18 protein-coding genes are annotated in these 16344 nt (G+C 62.3%); 17 read left to right on the forward strand and 1 reads right to left on the reverse strand.

Annotated features, from left to right (window positions below; translation table 11 throughout):
* The first annotated feature begins 7 nt into the window (after positions 1-7).
* From BMX78_RS00290 to BMX78_RS23330, 6 genes are all read left to right on the forward strand, one after another.
* Positions 8-3907, forward strand: a complete 3900-nt coding sequence (locus BMX78_RS00290) for a DNA-directed RNA polymerase subunit beta' (RefSeq protein ID WP_091415054.1) — start codon at positions 8-10, stop codon at positions 3905-3907.
* Between the two features lie 419 nt (positions 3908-4326).
* Positions 4327-4701, forward strand: coding sequence for a 30S ribosomal protein S12 (gene rpsL, locus BMX78_RS00295; RefSeq protein WP_009358312.1), 375 nt, complete (start codon positions 4327-4329; stop codon positions 4699-4701).
* Position 4702: 1 nt separating this feature from the next.
* The gene (gene rpsG, locus BMX78_RS00300; protein WP_026531948.1) at positions 4703-5173 is read left to right on the forward strand and encodes a 30S ribosomal protein S7; all 471 of its coding nucleotides are present in this window, start codon (positions 4703-4705) and stop codon (positions 5171-5173) included.
* 69 nt (positions 5174-5242) lie between these two features.
* Positions 5243-7357 carry an elongation factor G gene (gene fusA / locus BMX78_RS00305; protein WP_091415057.1) on the forward strand — a complete coding sequence of 705 codons (2115 nt, stop codon included), beginning with the start codon at positions 5243-5245 and terminating at the stop codon, positions 7355-7357.
* A gap of 264 nt (positions 7358-7621) precedes the next feature.
* Entirely contained in the window at positions 7622-8812 is a 1191-nt protein-coding gene (tuf, locus tag BMX78_RS00310) for an elongation factor Tu (RefSeq protein WP_050054308.1), read from the forward strand.
* Between the two features lie 100 nt (positions 8813-8912).
* The gene (locus BMX78_RS23330; RefSeq protein WP_255470686.1) at positions 8913-9038 is read left to right on the forward strand and encodes a hypothetical protein; all 126 of its coding nucleotides are present in this window, start codon (positions 8913-8915) and stop codon (positions 9036-9038) included.
* Positions 9039-9051: 13 nt separating this feature from the next.
* On the opposite strand, the gene BMX78_RS00315 is transcribed toward BMX78_RS23330, so the two are convergent.
* Positions 9052-10488, reverse strand: coding sequence for a GH1 family beta-glucosidase (locus BMX78_RS00315; RefSeq protein WP_091415059.1), 1437 nt, complete (start codon positions 10486-10488; stop codon positions 9052-9054).
* Between the two features lie 384 nt (positions 10489-10872).
* Between BMX78_RS00315 and rpsJ the strand changes: the two genes are divergently transcribed.
* Genes rpsJ through rpsQ form a run of 11 tightly spaced genes read left to right on the forward strand, consistent with a single transcriptional unit; the run spans position 10873 to position 16231 of the window.
* Positions 10873-11181: a 30S ribosomal protein S10 gene (gene rpsJ / locus BMX78_RS00320; RefSeq protein WP_043119398.1), complete on the forward strand. Its 309-nt coding sequence runs from the start codon at positions 10873-10875 to the stop codon at positions 11179-11181.
* A 17-nt stretch (positions 11182-11198) separates the two neighbouring features.
* Positions 11199-11849: a 50S ribosomal protein L3 gene (gene rplC / locus BMX78_RS00325; RefSeq protein ID WP_013601833.1), complete on the forward strand. Its 651-nt coding sequence runs from the start codon at positions 11199-11201 to the stop codon at positions 11847-11849.
* 4 nt (positions 11850-11853) lie between these two features.
* Entirely contained in the window at positions 11854-12477 is a 624-nt protein-coding gene (gene rplD / locus BMX78_RS00330; protein ID WP_050054311.1) for a 50S ribosomal protein L4, read from the forward strand.
* Positions 12474-12779: a 50S ribosomal protein L23 gene (gene rplW, locus BMX78_RS00335; protein ID WP_009358306.1), complete on the forward strand. Its 306-nt coding sequence runs from the start codon at positions 12474-12476 to the stop codon at positions 12777-12779. Before rplD ends, rplW begins: the two co-directional genes overlap by 4 nt.
* A gap of 29 nt (positions 12780-12808) precedes the next feature.
* The gene (rplB, locus tag BMX78_RS00340; protein WP_009358305.1) at positions 12809-13648 is read left to right on the forward strand and encodes a 50S ribosomal protein L2; all 840 of its coding nucleotides are present in this window, start codon (positions 12809-12811) and stop codon (positions 13646-13648) included.
* Between the two features lie 12 nt (positions 13649-13660).
* The gene (rpsS, locus tag BMX78_RS00345; RefSeq protein WP_003803803.1) at positions 13661-13942 is read left to right on the forward strand and encodes a 30S ribosomal protein S19; all 282 of its coding nucleotides are present in this window, start codon (positions 13661-13663) and stop codon (positions 13940-13942) included.
* Between the two features lie 38 nt (positions 13943-13980).
* Positions 13981-14346 carry a 50S ribosomal protein L22 gene (rplV, locus tag BMX78_RS00350; RefSeq protein WP_009358304.1) on the forward strand — a complete coding sequence of 122 codons (366 nt, stop codon included), beginning with the start codon at positions 13981-13983 and terminating at the stop codon, positions 14344-14346.
* The gene (rpsC, locus tag BMX78_RS00355; RefSeq protein WP_091415061.1) at positions 14347-15180 is read left to right on the forward strand and encodes a 30S ribosomal protein S3; all 834 of its coding nucleotides are present in this window, start codon (positions 14347-14349) and stop codon (positions 15178-15180) included.
* Positions 15181-15597 carry a 50S ribosomal protein L16 gene (gene rplP / locus BMX78_RS00360; RefSeq protein ID WP_050054315.1) on the forward strand — a complete coding sequence of 139 codons (417 nt, stop codon included), beginning with the start codon at positions 15181-15183 and terminating at the stop codon, positions 15595-15597. It abuts the gene before it with no gap.
* 2 nt (positions 15598-15599) lie between these two features.
* Positions 15600-15929 carry a 50S ribosomal protein L29 gene (gene rpmC, locus BMX78_RS00365; protein ID WP_018760452.1) on the forward strand — a complete coding sequence of 110 codons (330 nt, stop codon included), beginning with the start codon at positions 15600-15602 and terminating at the stop codon, positions 15927-15929.
* Complete coding sequence (gene rpsQ, locus BMX78_RS00370; protein WP_091415064.1) at positions 15926-16231, forward strand: 30S ribosomal protein S17; 306 nt, start codon at positions 15926-15928, stop codon at positions 16229-16231. The genes rpmC and rpsQ overlap by 4 nt, the downstream gene beginning before the upstream one ends.
* The last annotated feature ends 113 nt before the right edge of the window (positions 16232-16344 follow it).

Raw genomic sequence — 16344 nt, forward strand, 5'->3', positions numbered from 1 at the left:
GGACCATATGTCCAGCGAATCCTCCTTCGGCCTCATGCAGATCGGCCTCGCCACCGCGGAAGACATCCGCGGCTGGTCTTACGGCGAGGTTAAGAAGCCGGAAACCATCAACTACCGCACGCTCAAGCCCGAGAAGGACGGCCTCTTCTGCGAGAAGATCTTCGGCCCGTCCCGGGACTGGGAATGCTACTGCGGCAAGTACAAGCGCGTGCGCTTCAAGGGCATCATCTGTGAGCGTTGTGGCGTTGAGGTCACCCGCGCAAAGGTCCGCCGTGAGCGCATGGGCCACATCGAGCTGGCCGCTCCCGTCACGCACATCTGGTACTTCAAGGGTGTTCCGTCCCGTCTGGGCTACCTCCTTGACCTGGCACCGAAGGACCTCGAAAAGGTCATCTACTTCGCCGCCTACATGATCACCAGCGTTGACGAGGCCGCCCGCCACGAGGAACTGCCCAACCTGCAGGTTGAGCACGACATCGAGAAGAAGCAGCTGATCGACAACCGCGACTCCGATATCGCGGCGATCGCCCGCGACCTCGAAGGCGAGATTGCCCGCCTCGAGGGTGAAGGTGCCAAGGCTGCCGACAAGAAGAAGGCCCGCGACTCCGCCGACCGCCAGATGGCGAACGTGCGCAAGCGTGCCGACGCCGACATCGAGCGCCTCGAGCAGGTCTGGGACCGCTTCAAGAACCTGAAGGTCGCCGACCTCGAAGGTGACGAAGGCCTGTACCGCGAGCTGCGCGACCGCTACGGCATGTACTTCGAAGGCTCCATGGGTGCCGAAGCCATCAAGAAGCGCCTTGAAAGCTTCGACATGCAGGCCGAGTCCGACCTGCTGCGCGACATCATTGCCAACGGCAAGGGCCAGCGCAAGACCCGTGCCCTCAAGCGCCTCAAGGTGGTCAACGCGTTCCTGACCACGAACAACAGCCCGCTTGGCATGGTCCTTGACGCCGTTCCGGTGATCCCGCCGGAACTGCGCCCCATGGTCCAGCTGGACGGTGGCCGCTTCGCGACCTCCGACCTCAACGACCTCTACCGCCGCGTGATCAACCGCAACAACCGCCTCAAGCGCCTGCTTGACCTGGGTGCTCCGGAGATCATCGTCAACAACGAGAAGCGCATGCTTCAGGAAGCTGTTGACAGCCTCTTCGACAACGGCCGCCGCGGCCGTCCGGTCACCGGACCGGGCAACCGTCCGCTGAAGTCCCTGAGCGACATGCTCAAGGGCAAGCAGGGCCGTTTCCGCCAGAACCTCCTCGGCAAGCGCGTTGACTACTCCGGCCGTTCGGTCATCGTCGTCGGCCCGCAGCTGAAGCTGCACCAGTGCGGCCTGCCCAAGCAGATGGCGCTGGAGCTCTTCAAGCCGTTCGTGATGAAGCGCCTGGTTGACCTCAACCACGCCCAGAACATCAAGTCGGCCAAGCGCATGGTGGAGCGTTACCGTCCGCAGGTCTGGGACGTGCTCGAAGAGATCATCACCGAACACCCGGTGCTGCTCAACCGTGCACCTACCCTGCACCGCCTCGGTATCCAGGCGTTCGAACCGCAGCTTGTGGAAGGCAAGGCCATCCAGCTTCACCCGCTGGTGTGTGGCGCCTTCAACGCTGACTTCGACGGCGACCAGATGGCAGTGCACCTGCCGCTGAGCCCGGAGGCCCAGGCCGAGGCCCGCATCCTGATGCTGTCCTCGAACAACATCCTGAAGCCCTCTGACGGACGCCCGGTCACCCTGCCTTCGCAGGATATGATCATCGGCCTGTACCACCTGACCACCAAGCGTGTCGGTTCGGCCGGCGAAGGCCGCATCTTCGGTTCGGTTGCCGAGGCCATCATGGCGTTCGACGCCCGCGAGCTGCACTTGAACTCGCAGGTCAAGATCCGCCTGGAAGGTTTCGTGCCGTACGCCGGCTGGGAAGCTCCGGAAGGCTGGGAGCAGGGTCAGCCCGCACTCGTCCAGACCTCCCTGGGCCAGGTTCTCTTCAACGAGACCCTCCCCGAGGACTACCCCTGGGTTGAGGCTGTTGCCGACAAGGGCGAACTGTCCCGCATCGTCAACGACCTCGCCGAGCGCTACCCGAAGGTTGTCACCGCGGCAACGCTGGACAACCTGAAGGATGCCGGTTTCTACTGGGCCACCCGCTCAGGCGTCACCGTCGCCATCTCGGACATCGAGGTTCCGGCCGCAAAGCCGCAGATCCTCGCCGGTTACGAGGAGCGCGCCGCCAAGATCCAGGGCCAGTACGACAAGGGCCTGATCGATGACGACGAGCGCCGCCAGGAACTGATCGAGATCTGGAACAAGGCAACGAACGAGATCGCCCAGGCGATGCGTGACAGCCTGTCGCCGATGAACACCATCAACCGCATGGTGTCCTCCGGTGCACGTGGTAACTGGATGCAGGTCCGCCAGATCGCGGGTATCCGTGGCCTGGTGGCCAACCCTAAGGGTGAGATCATCCCGCGTCCCATCAAGTCCTCCTACCGCGAGGGCCTGTCGGTGCTGGAATACTTCATCGCCACCCACGGTGCACGTAAGGGTCTTGCTGACACCGCTCTGCGTACCGCCAACTCGGGTTACCTGACCCGTCGTCTGGTGGACGTCTCGCAGGACGTCATCGTCCGCGAAGAGGACTGCGGCACCGAGCGTGGCCTGGTCACGCCCATCGCCGTCGCCGATTCCAACGGCGAGCTGGTCCTGGACGAGAACGTCGAGAACAGTGCCTACGCACGGACGCTCGCCGTCGACGTCGTGGACTCCGAGGGCAAGGTCCTCGCAGCCGCCGGCACCGACTGCGGTGACGTGGTGATTGACGAGCTGTTCAAGGCCGGCATCACCGAGGTCAAGGTCCGCTCCGTACTGACTTGTGAGTCCAGCGTTGGTACCTGCGCCCTGTGCTACGGCCGTTCGCTGGCCACCGGCAAGACCGTGGACATCGGCGAGGCCGTGGGCATCATCGCCGCACAGTCCATCGGTGAGCCCGGTACCCAGCTGACCATGCGTACGTTCCACACCGGTGGTGCTGTTTCCGCCAGCGGTGGTGACGACATCACCCAGGGTCTGCCCCGTATCCAGGAGCTCTTCGAAGCCCGTACTCCGAAGGGTGTTGCACCGATTGCAGAAGCAGCCGGCCGCATCACCATCGAAGAGTCCGAGCGGCAGATGCGTCTGGTCATCACCCCCGATGACGGAACCGAAGAGATCGCCTACCCGGTCCTGCGCCGTTCACGCCTGCTGATCGAGGATGGCGACCACGTCACCGTCGGCCAGAAGCTGATCAACGGACCGGTCGATCCCAAGCAGGTCCTGCGCATCATGGGTCCGCGTGCGGCACAGAAGTTCCTGGTGGACGAAGTCCAGGGCGTGTACCGCAGCCAGGGCATCGGTATCCACGACAAGCACGTCGAGGTTATCGTCCGCCAGATGCTGCGCCGCGTCACGGTCATCGAGTCCGGCGAATCGGACCTGCTGCCCGGCGAGCTTGCCGAGCGCAGCCGCTTCGAGGAGGCCAACCGCCGCGTTGTGTCCGAGGGCAAGACTCCGGCTTCCGGACGTCCCGAGCTCATGGGTATCACCAAGGCGTCCCTGGCCACCGAGTCCTGGCTGTCCGCAGCTTCCTTCCAGGAGACCACCCGCGTCCTGACGCAGGCGGCCATGGAAGGCAAGAGCGACCCCCTGCTCGGCCTCAAGGAGAACGTCATCATCGGTAAGCTGATCCCGGCCGGCACGGGCCTCCCGCGCTACACCGAGGTCACCGTGGAGCCCACTGAAGAAGCAAAGGCCAACCTGTTCACCGGCCCCAGCGCGTTCAGTGACTTCTCGTACGACACCCTGGGCGGCGACGGAGCTCCTGAGTTCCACGCCATCCCGCTGGATGACTACGACCTGGGTAACGACTTCCGCTAGCCCCTAAAGCGACGCGGGGTCACTTACGGCCCAATCCGCACCCCGGATTGGGCCCGTAGTGACCCCGCGTTGCTGTTTAACGGCGGGCTGTTGGGGGAGGAGCCCCCGATTAAGGCATGGAGGCCGTCCATGCTAGACTTGTTACCAATTGTTATTGTGGCAGTGGATGAGTGCGCCGGTTCCAGCTGAAAGGCTGAACCAGAGCGACGTTTCCGGTTTGCAGGGTTCTTGTGCAACGTATGCCACATTTTTGCATGCCTAGGGACTGTTGGCCGCGCGCCAAGCCTTCGGAATGCGATCCGACTATTAAGGCTTCGCCTTCGCCGCCCTGGAGATCTTCTTCGAGGCCCGGGCGGCGAGGCAACGCAACAAGAGAGTGGCCGGAAGCGGCCGCTCCGGATAAAACGGAGAACACGAGAGTGCCTACGATTAACCAGCTGGTCCGCAAGGGCCGCACGCCTAAGGTCTCAAAGACCAAGGCTCCCGCGCTTAAGGGCAGCCCCATGCGCCGCGGTGTTTGCACCCGCGTCTACACCACCACCCCGAAGAAGCCGAACTCGGCTCTGCGTAAGGTGGCACGTGTGCGCCTCAACGGCGGCGTGGAAGTAACCGCCTACATCCCCGGTGTGGGACACAACCTGCAGGAGCACTCCATTGTGCTCGTCCGCGGTGGTCGTGTGAAGGACCTCCCGGGTGTCCGCTACAAGATCGTCCGTGGCGCCCTCGATACCCAGGGTGTCAAGAACCGTAAGCAGGCCCGCAGCCGCTACGGCGCAAAGATGGAGAAGAAGTAATATGCCTCGCAAGGGTCCGGCCCCCAAGCGGCCGCTCGTACTAGATCCCGTTTACGGCTCCCCGCTGGTCACCCAGCTCATCAACAAGGTGCTCGTTGACGGCAAGAAGTCCACGGCAGAGCGCATCGTCTACGGTGCCCTCGAAGGCGCACGCGCCAAGTCCGGCGGCGACCCCGTAGCAGCCCTCAAGAAGGCCATGGACAACGTCAAGCCTTCCCTCGAGGTCCGCTCACGCCGCGTCGGCGGCGCCACCTACCAGGTTCCGGTTGAGGTCAAGCCGGGCCGCTCCACCGCCCTCGCCCTGCGCTGGCTGGTTGGCTACTCCAAGGCCCGCCGCGAGAAAACGATGACCGAGCGCCTCCAGAACGAAATCCTGGATGCCTCCAACGGTCTCGGTGCCGCTGTGAAGCGTCGCGAAGACACCCACAAGATGGCCGAGTCCAACAAGGCCTTCGCACACTACCGCTGGTAATACTCCCCGGGCGCCGCCGGCTCAACCGAGCCGGCGGCGAACGTGTAGTCCATCCCAAAAGGAGACCCCGTGGCACAGGACGTGCTTACCGACCTTAGTAAGGTCCGCAACATCGGCATCATGGCCCACATTGATGCCGGCAAGACCACCACCACCGAGCGCATCCTGTTCTACACGGGTGTGAACCACAAGATCGGCGAAACGCACGACGGCGCTTCGACCACCGACTGGATGGAACAGGAAAAGGAACGCGGCATCACCATCACGTCTGCCGCCGTGACCTGCTTCTGGGAAAACAACCAGATCAACATCATCGACACCCCCGGCCACGTTGACTTCACCGTCGAGGTTGAGCGCTCCCTGCGCGTCCTCGACGGCGCTGTCGCCGTGTTCGATGGCAAGGAAGGCGTTGAGCCGCAGTCTGAGACCGTTTGGCGCCAGGCTGACAAGTACAACGTTCCTCGCATCTGCTTCGTCAACAAGATGGACAAGCTCGGTGCCGACTTCTACTTCACCGTAGACACCATCATCAGCCGTCTCGGCGCCAAGCCGTTGGTCATGCAGCTCCCGATCGGTGCTGAGAACGACTTCATCGGCGTCGTGGACCTGCTCTACATGCGCGCACTGGTGTGGCCCGGCGATGCCAAGGGCGACGTGACCATGGGTGCCAAGTACGAGATCCGCGAGATCCCGGCTGACCTCCAGGAAAAGGCCGAAGAGTACCGCGCGAACCTCGTTGAGACCGTCGCAGAGTCCTCTGAGGAACTCATGGAGAAGTACCTCGAGGGCGAAGAGATCTCGATCGACGAGCTCAAGGCCGGCATCCGCAAGATGACGATCAACTCCGAGCTCTACCCGATCTTCTGCGGTTCCGCGTTCAAGAACCGCGGCGTGCAGCCCATGCTCGACGCAGTTGTGGACTACCTGCCGAACCCGCTCGACGTCCCCCCGATGGTCGGCCACGACCCCCGCGACGAAGAGAAGGAACTGACCCGCAAGCCTTCTTCCGAAGAGCCGTTCTCCGCACTGGCCTTCAAGATTGCTGCGCACCCGTTCTTCGGCCAGCTCACCTTCATCCGCGTGTACTCCGGTCACGTGGAAGCAGGCGCCCAGGTGGTCAACTCCACCAAGGGCAAGAAGGAGCGCATCGGCAAGCTGTTCCAGATGCACGCCAACAAGGAAATGCCCGTCGAGGGCGCTACCGCCGGCCACATCTACGCAGCCATCGGTCTGAAGGACACCACCACGGGTGACACCCTGTGCGACTCCGCCAACCAGATCGTGCTCGAGTCCATGAGCTTCCCGGAGCCCGTGATCTCGGTTGCCATCGAGCCGAACACCAAGGGTGACCAGGAGAAGCTCTCCACGGCCATCCAGAAGCTCTCCGCTGAGGACCCCACCTTCCAGGTGTCCCTCAACGAAGACACCGGCCAGACCATCATCGCCGGCATGGGCGAGCTCCACCTGGACATCCTGGTGGACCGCATGCGCCGCGAGTTCAAGGTCGAAGCCAACGTGGGCAAGCCCCAGGTTGCTTACCGCGAAACTATCAAGCGCGCCGTCGAACGCCACGACTACACGCACAAGAAGCAGACCGGTGGGTCGGGCCAGTTCGCAAAGATCCAGATCGCGATCGAGCCGCTGGACACCGCTGAAGGCGAGCTGTACGAGTTCGAGAACAAGGTCACCGGTGGCCGCGTTCCCCGCGAGTACATCCCGTCCGTTGACGCCGGTATCCAGGATGCGCTGAACGACGGCGTCCTGGCTGGCTACCCGGTTGTCGGCATCAAGGCCACGCTGATCGACGGCGCGTACCACGATGTTGACTCTTCGGAAATGGCGTTTAAGATCGCCGGCCGTATGGCTTTCAAGGAAGCTGCACGCAAGGCGAACCCGGTTCTGCTCGAACCGCTGATGGATGTCGAGGTCCGCACCCCTGAGGAATACATGGGTGAAGTTATCGGCGACCTCAACTCCCGCCGTGGCCAGATGCAGTCCATGGAAGATGCACAGGGTGTCAAGGTTATCCGTGCGCACGTCCCGCTGTCCGGCATGTTCGGCTACATCGGCGACCTGCGCTCGAAGACCCAGGGCCGCGCTGTGTACTCCATGACGTTCAACAGCTACGCCGAGGTCCCGAAGGCTGTTGCCGACGAGATCATCCAGAAGACCCGCGGCGAATAGTCTTTCGGACTTTCGCAGCGAACATATTCGGGTGCGCTTGCCGGCTTTCGGAAAGCACAGCCGGTGCAGGTGGCCGGGTTCGGTCGGATTCATCCGGTCAAGCCGGATCCCGGCCATCTGCACGAACAGGCTTCGGGGACTAGTATTAGTTCCTGAATCTGCAATTTCACCAATCCAAAGCCCCCCAAGTAGACTTACCTGAGTTTCTGCCGCGACAAGCGCGGTCGAAGGGTATGTCATTTGAAAACGTTCTAGGAGGAACCTGTGGCAAAGGCAAAGTTCGAGCGGACTAAGCCGCACGTTAACATCGGCACCATTGGTCACGTTGACCACGGTAAGACGACGTTGACGGCCGCCATTTCCAAGGTGCTGTACGACAAGTACCCGACTCTCAACGAGAAGCGTGACTTCGCGTCGATCGACTCTGCTCCCGAAGAGCGTCAGCGCGGCATTACCATCAACATCTCCCACGTTGAGTACCAGACCGAGAAGCGCCACTACGCACACGTAGACGCTCCGGGTCACGCTGACTACATCAAGAACATGATCACCGGTGCTGCCCAGATGGACGGTGCAATCCTCGTGGTTGCCGCCACTGACGGCCCGATGGCACAGACCCGCGAGCACGTCCTGCTCGCCCGCCAGGTTGGTGTTCCCTACCTGCTGGTCGCACTGAACAAGTCCGACATGGTTGACGATGAGGAACTGCTGGACCTCGTTGAAATGGAAGTTCGTGAGCTCCTGAGCTCGCAGGGCTTCGATGGCGACGAAGCACCGGTTGTCCGCGTTTCCGGCCTGAAGGCCCTGGAAGGCGACCCCGAGTGGGTCAAGTCCGTTGAGGACCTGATGGCTGCTGTTGACGAGTCTGTTCCGGACCCCGTACGTGACCGTGACAAGCCGTTCCTGATGCCGATCGAGGACGTCTTCACCATCACCGGCCGTGGCACCGTTGTTACGGGCCGCGCCGAGCGTGGAACCCTCGCCATCAACTCCGAGGTCGAAATCGTCGGCATCCGCCCGGTCCAGAAGACCACGGTTACCGGTATCGAGATGTTCCACAAGCAGCTCGACGAAGCATGGGCCGGCGAGAACTGTGGCCTCCTGCTCCGCGGTCTGAAGCGCGATGACGTAGAGCGTGGCCAGGTTGTCGTCAAGCCGGGTTCCATCACCCCGCACACCGACTTCGAGGCTAACGTCTACATCCTCTCCAAGGACGAAGGCGGACGTCACAACCCGTTCTACTCCAACTACCGCCCGCAGTTCTACTTCCGTACCACGGACGTAACCGGCGTTATCACCCTGCCCGAGGGCACGGAAATGGTTATGCCTGGCGACAACACTGAGATGACCGTTGCGCTCATCCAGCCCATCGCTATGGAAGAGGGCCTCGGCTTCGCAATCCGCGAAGGCGGCCGCACCGTTGGTTCAGGACGCGTTACCAAGATCATCAAGTAATTCTTGTTGAACTAAAGAACGGCCCCGCTGCATCTGCAGCGGGGCCGTTTTTTGCGTTAAGAGGCGCCTGATATGGTTGCCGGACCGAAAGGAGTTCACCATGGGATGGCTTATCTTCCTGATCATCGCGGTTGCGGTGGTGGCCGGCGTGTTCTGGGCCAAGAAGCATTTCCGCCACGAGATTGACCGCGCCAAGCGGATCAACCGGGCGAACAAGAACCAGTAGGAGGGCGGCGCGGTCAGCCGTGCAGCGCCCGCCGCGCCTTGCTCAACTCCTGGTACCAGTAGAACGACTGCTTGGGCGTCCGCTCGAGTGTCTCAAAGTCCACGTGGATCAGGCCGAACCGCTGCGAGTACCCGGCGGCCCATTCAAAATTATCCATCAGGGTCCACACGTAGTAGCCGCGCAGGTCTACACCTGAGGCAGGGCCGCCGGGAGCCGTCGCGTCCAGCGCAGCCCGCAGGTGCGAGGCCAGGTACTGCACCCGATCCTCATCCTGGAGCGGGCCGGACACCCGGTCAGGTTCCGGGAAGCTCGCTCCGCCTTCGGTGATGTATACCGGCGGCAGCGCGTCCCCGTAACGGTCTTGGAGTTCCTTCAGCAGGACGCCCAGGTGGTCGGGCGCCACCGGCCAGCCGAACCCTGTGCTGTCGTATTCCGGATATCCCACTTCGTGGAAGGGCAGCCGGGCTACCGCCTTGTGCGTGTTGGCCGGAATCGGGGTCACCCCGCGGCCCAGCGCCACCTTCACCGGGAAATAGTAGTTGAGGCCGTAGAAATCCAGTGGCTGGTGGATGGTCCGCAGGTCGGCATCGGAGATCCGCCCGATGGAGCGCAGCCACGGCCTGGCATACAACGGCAGGCTGGGGTACCGGCCCAAGAGCACGGGGTCCGCGTAGATCCTGTTCATCAGCAGGTCGTACATCCTGGCCACCAGCCTGTCGCCGGGTTTCCAGGTGGCCGGACGGACAGGGGAGTGCAGATTGGTGACTCCCACACCCCCCTTGACGCCGGCCGCGCGGAGGGCCTGCGCGCCCAGCCCATGGGCAAGGAGCTGGTGGTGGATGGACGGAAGGGCGTCAAACATCAGGGCATGGCCGGGGGCATGGACCCCCAGGGCATAACCGTTCAACGTCACTGAAACAGGTTCGTTGAGGGTGACCCACTGCGCTACACGGTCCCCGTAGCGTGCTCCGGCGGCAGCGGCATAGTCACCAAAGCGTAGCGCCGTCTCACGGTTCATCCAGCCGCCACGGTGTTCCAGGGGCAAGGGAGTGTCCCAGTGGTAGAGCGTGGCCATAGGGGAGATCCCGGCCTCCAGGAGCTGGTCTATCAGCCGGTCGTAGAAATCCAGCCCTTCTGCGTTGAAGCTTCCGCGGCCGTCCGGCTGGATCCTCGGCCAGGACAAGGAGAAGCGGTAGGAGCCCACGCCCAGGTCCTGCAGCAGGGCAATGTCCTCCGGCAGGCGGTTGTAGTGGTCGCAGGCCACGGCGGGGGAGTGCCCGTCCATGATGGCGCCGGGCTTCTCTGCGAAGGCGTCCCAGCCGGACGGTCCCCGGCCTCCCGCAGTAAGGGCTCCTTCGATCTGAAAGGCGGCGGCTGCGACGCCTAAAGTGAACGACGGCGGCATGCGGCTGGCCAGTTCGGTCACGGATTCGGTGCTTTCCAGCGTCATGCCCCTATCATCCGTTCCGGGATAGCCGTTGGCAATGACCCCTCCAGCGGCCCCCGGAATAGGCCCAATTCGCATCTGGGCCCAAATTCCGGCATACTAGATGAGTTGTTCAAGCGCTTCTTCGTGTCCCGATCCGGATAATGCCGGATGCCAGGGTCCAAGTGGAAGACCAAACATAACCCACCCCCATGGAATTGCGGATTTGTATGCGTGCCAAGCGCGACACGCCCGACCGCGGGGGTCGGTTGCGCCGGCAAGGTGAGGAACCCGGATTCATCCGGATTCAGTTTGTGCGGCGGGTGGTAGTTACGACTTCAAATGCTTCGGCAGCCATACAACACGTAAGTAAACAGAGCAGCATTTACTGAAAGAGAGTCAGGCGACATGGCGGGACAAAAAATCCGCATCCGGCTGAAGTCATACGACCACGAGGTCATTGACACTTCAGCACGGAAGATCGTTGAGACGGTCACGCGCGCAGGCGCAACGGTAGTGGGCCCCGTGCCGCTGCCGACGGAGAAGAACGTGTACTGCGTCATCCGCTCTCCGCACAAGTACAAAGACAGCCGCGAGCACTTCGAAATGCGCACGCACAAGCGTCTTATCGACATCATCGATCCCACGCCGAAGGCTGTTGACTCGCTCATGCGTCTCGACCTGCCGGCTGACGTGAACATCGAAATCAAGCTGTAGGGAGGTGCTGAGAGACTATGACCGCAACCCGTAACGTAAAGGGCCTGCTGGGCACGAAGCTCGGCATGACCCAGGTCTGGGACGAGAACAACAAGCTCATCCCCGTCACTGTGGTCCAGGCAGATTCGAACGTCATCACCCAGCTGCGCAACGCAGAAGCTGATGGCTACGTCGCCGTTCAGATCGGCTACGGCCAGATCGATCCCCGCAAGGTCACCAAGCCGCTGGCTGGTCACTTTGAAAAGGCAGGCGTCACGCCTCGCCGCCACGTCGTCGAACTCCGTACCGCAGATGCTGCTGAGTACGAGCTGGGCCAGGAGCTCTCCGTAGAGGTCTTCGAAGCCGGCCAGAAGATCGACGTCATCGGCACCACCAAGGGTAAGGGCTTCGCCGGTGTTATGAAGCGTCACGGCTTCCACGGCGTTGGAGCTTCCCACGGTGCCCACAAGAACCACCGTAAGCCCGGTTCAATCGGTGGCGCATCCACCCCGAGCCGCGTCTTCAAGGGCATGAAAATGGCCGGCCGCATGGGCGCCGTTCGTCACACCACGCTGAACCTCACGGTCCACGCGGTTGACGTCGAGAAGTCGCTGCTCCTTATCAAGGGTGCCGTTCCCGGCGCCCGCGGCCAGGTCGTCCTCGTACGCACCGCCGTGAAGGGAGCCTAGTTCAATGGCTAACACTGTCCAGGTTGACCTGCCTGCAGAAATCTTCGACGTTCAGACCAACGTGCCGCTGCTGCACCAGGTTGTCGTTGCTCAGCTTGCTGCTGCTCGCCAGGGTACCCACAAGACCAAGACCCGCGCTGAAGTTTCCGGTGCAGGACGCAAGCCGTTCAAGCAGAAGGGCACCGGCCGCGCCCGTCAGGGTTCCATCCGTGCTCCGCACATGACCGGCGGTGGCATTGTCCACGGTCCCACCCCGCGTGACTACAGCCAGCGCACCCCCAAGAAGATGATTGCTGCTGCACTGCGCGGCGCACTCTCTGACCGGGCACGCAACGGCCGCATCCACGTTGTCGCCGAACTGGTTGAAGGCGACAAGCCGTCCGCCAAGACTGCACTGGCAACGCTGCGCGGCGTGTCCGACCGCAAGAACCTGCTGGTCGTCATCGAGCGCGCCAACGATGTTGCAGCACTGTCCGTGCGCAACCTCGCCGGTGTTCACGTTCTGTACGCAGACCAGCTGAACACCTACGACGTTCTCGTGTCTGATGACGTTGTCTTCACCAAGGCTGCCTACGAAGCATTCGTTGCCGGCAAGGCAGTGGCAAAGAACGAGGAGGATGCCAAGTGAGTGCAGCCACCATCAAGGATCCCCGCGACGTCGTGCTTGCACCCGTCGTGTCGGAAAAGAGCTACGGCCTGATCGACGAGGGCAAGTACACCTTCCTGGTGGACCCCCGTTCGAACAAGACCGAGATCAAGCTGGCCGTGGAGAAGATTTTCTCCGTCAAGGTCGAATCGATCAACACCATCAACCGTGCCGGTAAGCGCAAGCGCACCAAATTCGGATGGGGTACCCGCAAGAACACCAAGCGTGCGATTGTCACCCTCAAAGAAGGCACTATCGACATCTTCGGCGGTCCGCTCTCGTAGCGGAGACCACTTTAACGAGGAAATAAATTATGGGAATCCGTAAATACAAGCCGACTACCCCGGGCCGTCGTGGCTCGAGCGTAGCGGACTTCATTGAAATCACGCGGTCGACGCCGGAAAAGTCGTTGGTACGTCCGCTGCCCAAAAAGGGCGGCCGTAACAACACCGGTAAGATCACCACCCGTCACAAGGGTGGCGGACACAAGCGCCAGTACCGTCTGATCGACTTCCGTCGCCACGACAAGGACGGCGTTGACGCCCGCGTTGCTGAAATCGAGTACGATCCGAACCGCACGGCTCGCATCGCCCTCCTGCACTACGTTGATGGCACCAAGCGTTACATCATCGCCCCGAACAAGCTGTCCCAGGGTGACTTCGTAGAGGCCGGCGCCAACGCTGACATCAAGCCTGGCAACAACCTGCCCCTGCGCAACATCCCCGTGGGTACCGTTATCCACGCGGTGGAACTGCGTCCGGGTGGCGGCGCCAAGATGGGCCGTTCCGCTGGTGCGTCCATCCAGCTCGTTGCCAAGGAGGGCCGCTTCGCCCAGCTGCGTCTGCCCTCCGGCGAAATCCGCAACGTTGACGTGCGCTGCCGCGCAACCGTCGGCGAGGTTGGCAACGCCGAGCAGTCGAACATCAACTGGGGCAAGGCCGGCCGTATGCGCTGGAAGGGCGTCCGCCCGACCGTCCGTGGTGTCGCCATGAACCCGGTTGACCACCCGCACGGTGGTGGTGAGGGTAAGACGTCCGGTGGACGTAACCCCGTCAACCCCAACGGTCAGCGCGAAGGCCGCACGCGCCGCCCCAACAAAGAGAGCGACAAGCTTATTGTTCGTCGCCGTCGTACTGGCAAGAACAAGCGATAGGAGCCTGGACACATGCCACGCAGCCTGAAAAAAGGTCCTTTCGTTGACCAGCACCTCTTTGTGAAGGTAGCCAGGGAAAACGAAAAGGGCACCAAGAACGTCATCAAGACCTGGTCCCGCCGTTCGATGATCATCCCCGACATGCTCGGGCACACGATCGCCGTACACGACGGACGCAAGCACATCCCGGTGTTTGTCACTGAGTCGATGGTCGGGCACAAGCTCGGCGAATTCGCTCCCACGCGGACATTCCGCGGCCATGTCAAGGACGACCGTAAGGGCAAGCGCCGCTAGGCGCCTGCACTTACGTCAAAGACGAGAGAAGGAAAGCAATGGAAGCCAAGGCAATTGCGCGTCACATCCGCGTAACGCCTATGAAGGCCCGGCGCGTCGTCAACCTTGTTCGTGGATTGCAAGCGAATGAGGCTCTGGCAATTCTGAAGTTTGCCCCCCAGGCAGCTTCGGAGCCGGTATTCAAGGTAGTTCAGTCGGCAATCTCCAACGCCCGGGTCCTCGCGGACCGCGACGGCGTGGCGTTTGACGAAGGCGACCTCATCATCAGCGAAGCGTTTGTTGATGAAGGCCCGACCATGAAGCGGTTCCAGCCGCGTGCCCAGGGTCGTGCATTTCAGATCAAGAAGCGCACCAGCCACATCACCGTGGTAGTCGCTACCCCGGAGAAAGAGGAGGCTCGCTAAGTGGGACAGAAAGTAAACCCGCACGGGTTCCGACTCGGCATCACCACCGATCACGTATCGCACTGGTTCGCTGACAGCACCAAGGCCGGCCAGCGGTACAAGGACTTCGTTCGCGAAGACATCCGCATCCGCCAGCTCATGTCCACGGGCATGGAGCGCGCCGGTATCGCCAAGGTTGAGATCGAGCGCACCCGTGACCGTGTCCGCGTGGACATCCACACGGCCCGCCCGGGCATCGTCATCGGCCGCCGTGGAGCAGAAGCAGACCGCATCCGCGGCGAGCTCGAAAAGCTCACCGGCAAGCAGGTTCAGCTGAACATCCTCGAGGTCAAGAACCCCGAGATGGAAGCACAGCTTGTTGCCCAGGGCGTTGCTGAGCAGCTGACTTCACGTGTGGCTTTCCGCCGCGCCATGAAGAAGGCCATGCAGTCCGCACAGCGGGCAGGTGCCAAGGGCATCCGTATCGCCTGCTCCGGTCGACTGGGTGGCGCTGAAATGTCCCGCTCGGAGTTCTACCGCGAAGGCCGTGTGCCCCTGCACACCCTCCGCGCGAACATCGACTACGGCTTCTACGAAGCCAAGACCACCTTCGGCCGCATTGGCGTGAAGGTCTGGATCTACAAGGGTGACGTCACCGCCAAGGAACTGGCCCAGCAGGCCGCTTCCGCCCCGTCCCGTGGCCGCGGTCCGAGCGACCGTCCGGGCCGCCCGGGTGGCGCTGACCGTGGTGACCGCCGCCGTCGCAACGACCGTCCGGCCGCCGAAGCAGCTCCCGCTGCAGAGGCTCCGGCAGCTGAAGCTGCTGCTCCCGCAGCAGAAGGAGGACAGGCTTAAATGCTTATCCCACGTCGAGTCAAGCACCGTAAGCAGCACCACCCGGGTCGTTCCGGCGCTGCTACGGGCGGCACCAAGGTCACTTTCGGTGAGTACGGCATCCAGGCCCTGAGCCCGGCATACGTCACCAACCGTCAGATCGAATCCGCCCGTATCGCGATGACCCGCCACATCAAGCGTGGCGGTAAGGTCTGGATCAACATCTACCCGGACCGTCCCCTCACCAAGAAGCCTGCCGAAACCCGCATGGGTTCCGGTAAGGGTTCACCGGAATGGTGGGTCGCAAACGTCAAGCCGGGCCGGGTTCTCTTTGAGATCTCCGGCGTCGAAGAATCGGTAGCACGCGAGGCCCTGCGCCTGGCAATCCACAAGCTCCCGTTGAAGGCACGCATTCTGCGTCGCGAAGGTGGTGAATAGAAATGGCAGTAGGATCCAAGGATCTGGCTCCCGCACAGCTGGACGGTTTCGACAACGAGCGTCTCGTTGAAGAACTCCGCAAGGCCAAGGAAGAGCTGTTCAACCTGCGTTTCCAGTCCGCCACCGGACAGCTGGAGAACCACGGCAGGCTGCGCGCGGTAAAGAAGGACATCGCCCGCATCTACACCGTTCTCCGTGAGCGCGAGCTGGGCATTCGTGCTGAGGTTGCCGCACCTGTTGTGGAAGCCAAAGAAGAGAAGAAGTCCAAGAAGGCTGCAACCAAGAAGGCCGAGAAGGCTGAAACGGTTGAGACCGAGGAGGATGCCAAGTGAGTGAAAAGGACCAGAACGTGACGGAAACTGCTACCGCAGCCACGGCTGAGCAGCGCGGTTACCGCAAGACGCGTCGCGGCTACGTGGTCTCGGACAAGATGGAAAAGACCATCGTTGTCCAGGTTGAAGACCGCGTGAAGCACGCGCTGTACGGCAAGGTCATCCGCCGTACCTCCAAGGTCAAGGCGCACGACGAAGAGAACACCGCCGGCATCGGCGACCTCGTTGTCATCGCCGAGACCCGTCCGCTGTCCGCCACCAAGAACTGGCGGCTCGTGGAAATCCTCGAGAAGGCCAAGTAGCACCTGCTGCTTCGCCGGAAGCCCCTGCTCCTTTCGGAGCGGGGGCTTCCTCGTTTAACCGGCGTCTCCCGTCACGCCGTCGTCCGTCCCAGACGCTCGCTCACTTAATGCGT

It is taken from the genome of Arthrobacter sp. OV608 (genome assembly GCA_900110595.1).
Classification (GTDB): domain Bacteria; phylum Actinomycetota; class Actinomycetes; order Actinomycetales; family Micrococcaceae; genus Arthrobacter.

Excerpts from the sequence above, each read along its gene's own strand:
- BMX78_RS00290 (WP_091415054.1), top strand. The coding sequence starts at position 8 with ATGTCCAGCGAATCCTCCTTCGGCCTCATGCAGATCGGCCTCGCCACC.
- rpsG (WP_026531948.1), top strand. The coding sequence starts at position 4,703 with ATGCCTCGCAAGGGTCCGGCCCCCAAGCGGCCGCTCGTACTAGATCCC.
- BMX78_RS23330 (WP_255470686.1), top strand. The coding sequence starts at position 8,913 with ATGGGATGGCTTATCTTCCTGATCATCGCGGTTGCGGTGGTGGCCGGC.
- BMX78_RS00315 (WP_091415059.1), bottom strand. The coding sequence starts at position 10,488 with ATGACGCTGGAAAGCACCGAATCCGTGACCGAACTGGCCAGCCGCATG.
- rpsJ (WP_043119398.1), top strand. The coding sequence starts at position 10,873 with ATGGCGGGACAAAAAATCCGCATCCGGCTGAAGTCATACGACCACGAG.
- rplC (WP_013601833.1), top strand. The coding sequence starts at position 11,199 with ATGACCGCAACCCGTAACGTAAAGGGCCTGCTGGGCACGAAGCTCGGC.
- rplD (WP_050054311.1), top strand. The coding sequence starts at position 11,854 with ATGGCTAACACTGTCCAGGTTGACCTGCCTGCAGAAATCTTCGACGTT.
- rplB (WP_009358305.1), top strand. The coding sequence starts at position 12,809 with ATGGGAATCCGTAAATACAAGCCGACTACCCCGGGCCGTCGTGGCTCG.
- rpsS (WP_003803803.1), top strand. The coding sequence starts at position 13,661 with ATGCCACGCAGCCTGAAAAAAGGTCCTTTCGTTGACCAGCACCTCTTT.
- rplV (WP_009358304.1), top strand. The coding sequence starts at position 13,981 with ATGGAAGCCAAGGCAATTGCGCGTCACATCCGCGTAACGCCTATGAAG.
- rplP (WP_050054315.1), top strand. The coding sequence starts at position 15,181 with ATGCTTATCCCACGTCGAGTCAAGCACCGTAAGCAGCACCACCCGGGT.
- rpmC (WP_018760452.1), top strand. The coding sequence starts at position 15,600 with ATGGCAGTAGGATCCAAGGATCTGGCTCCCGCACAGCTGGACGGTTTC.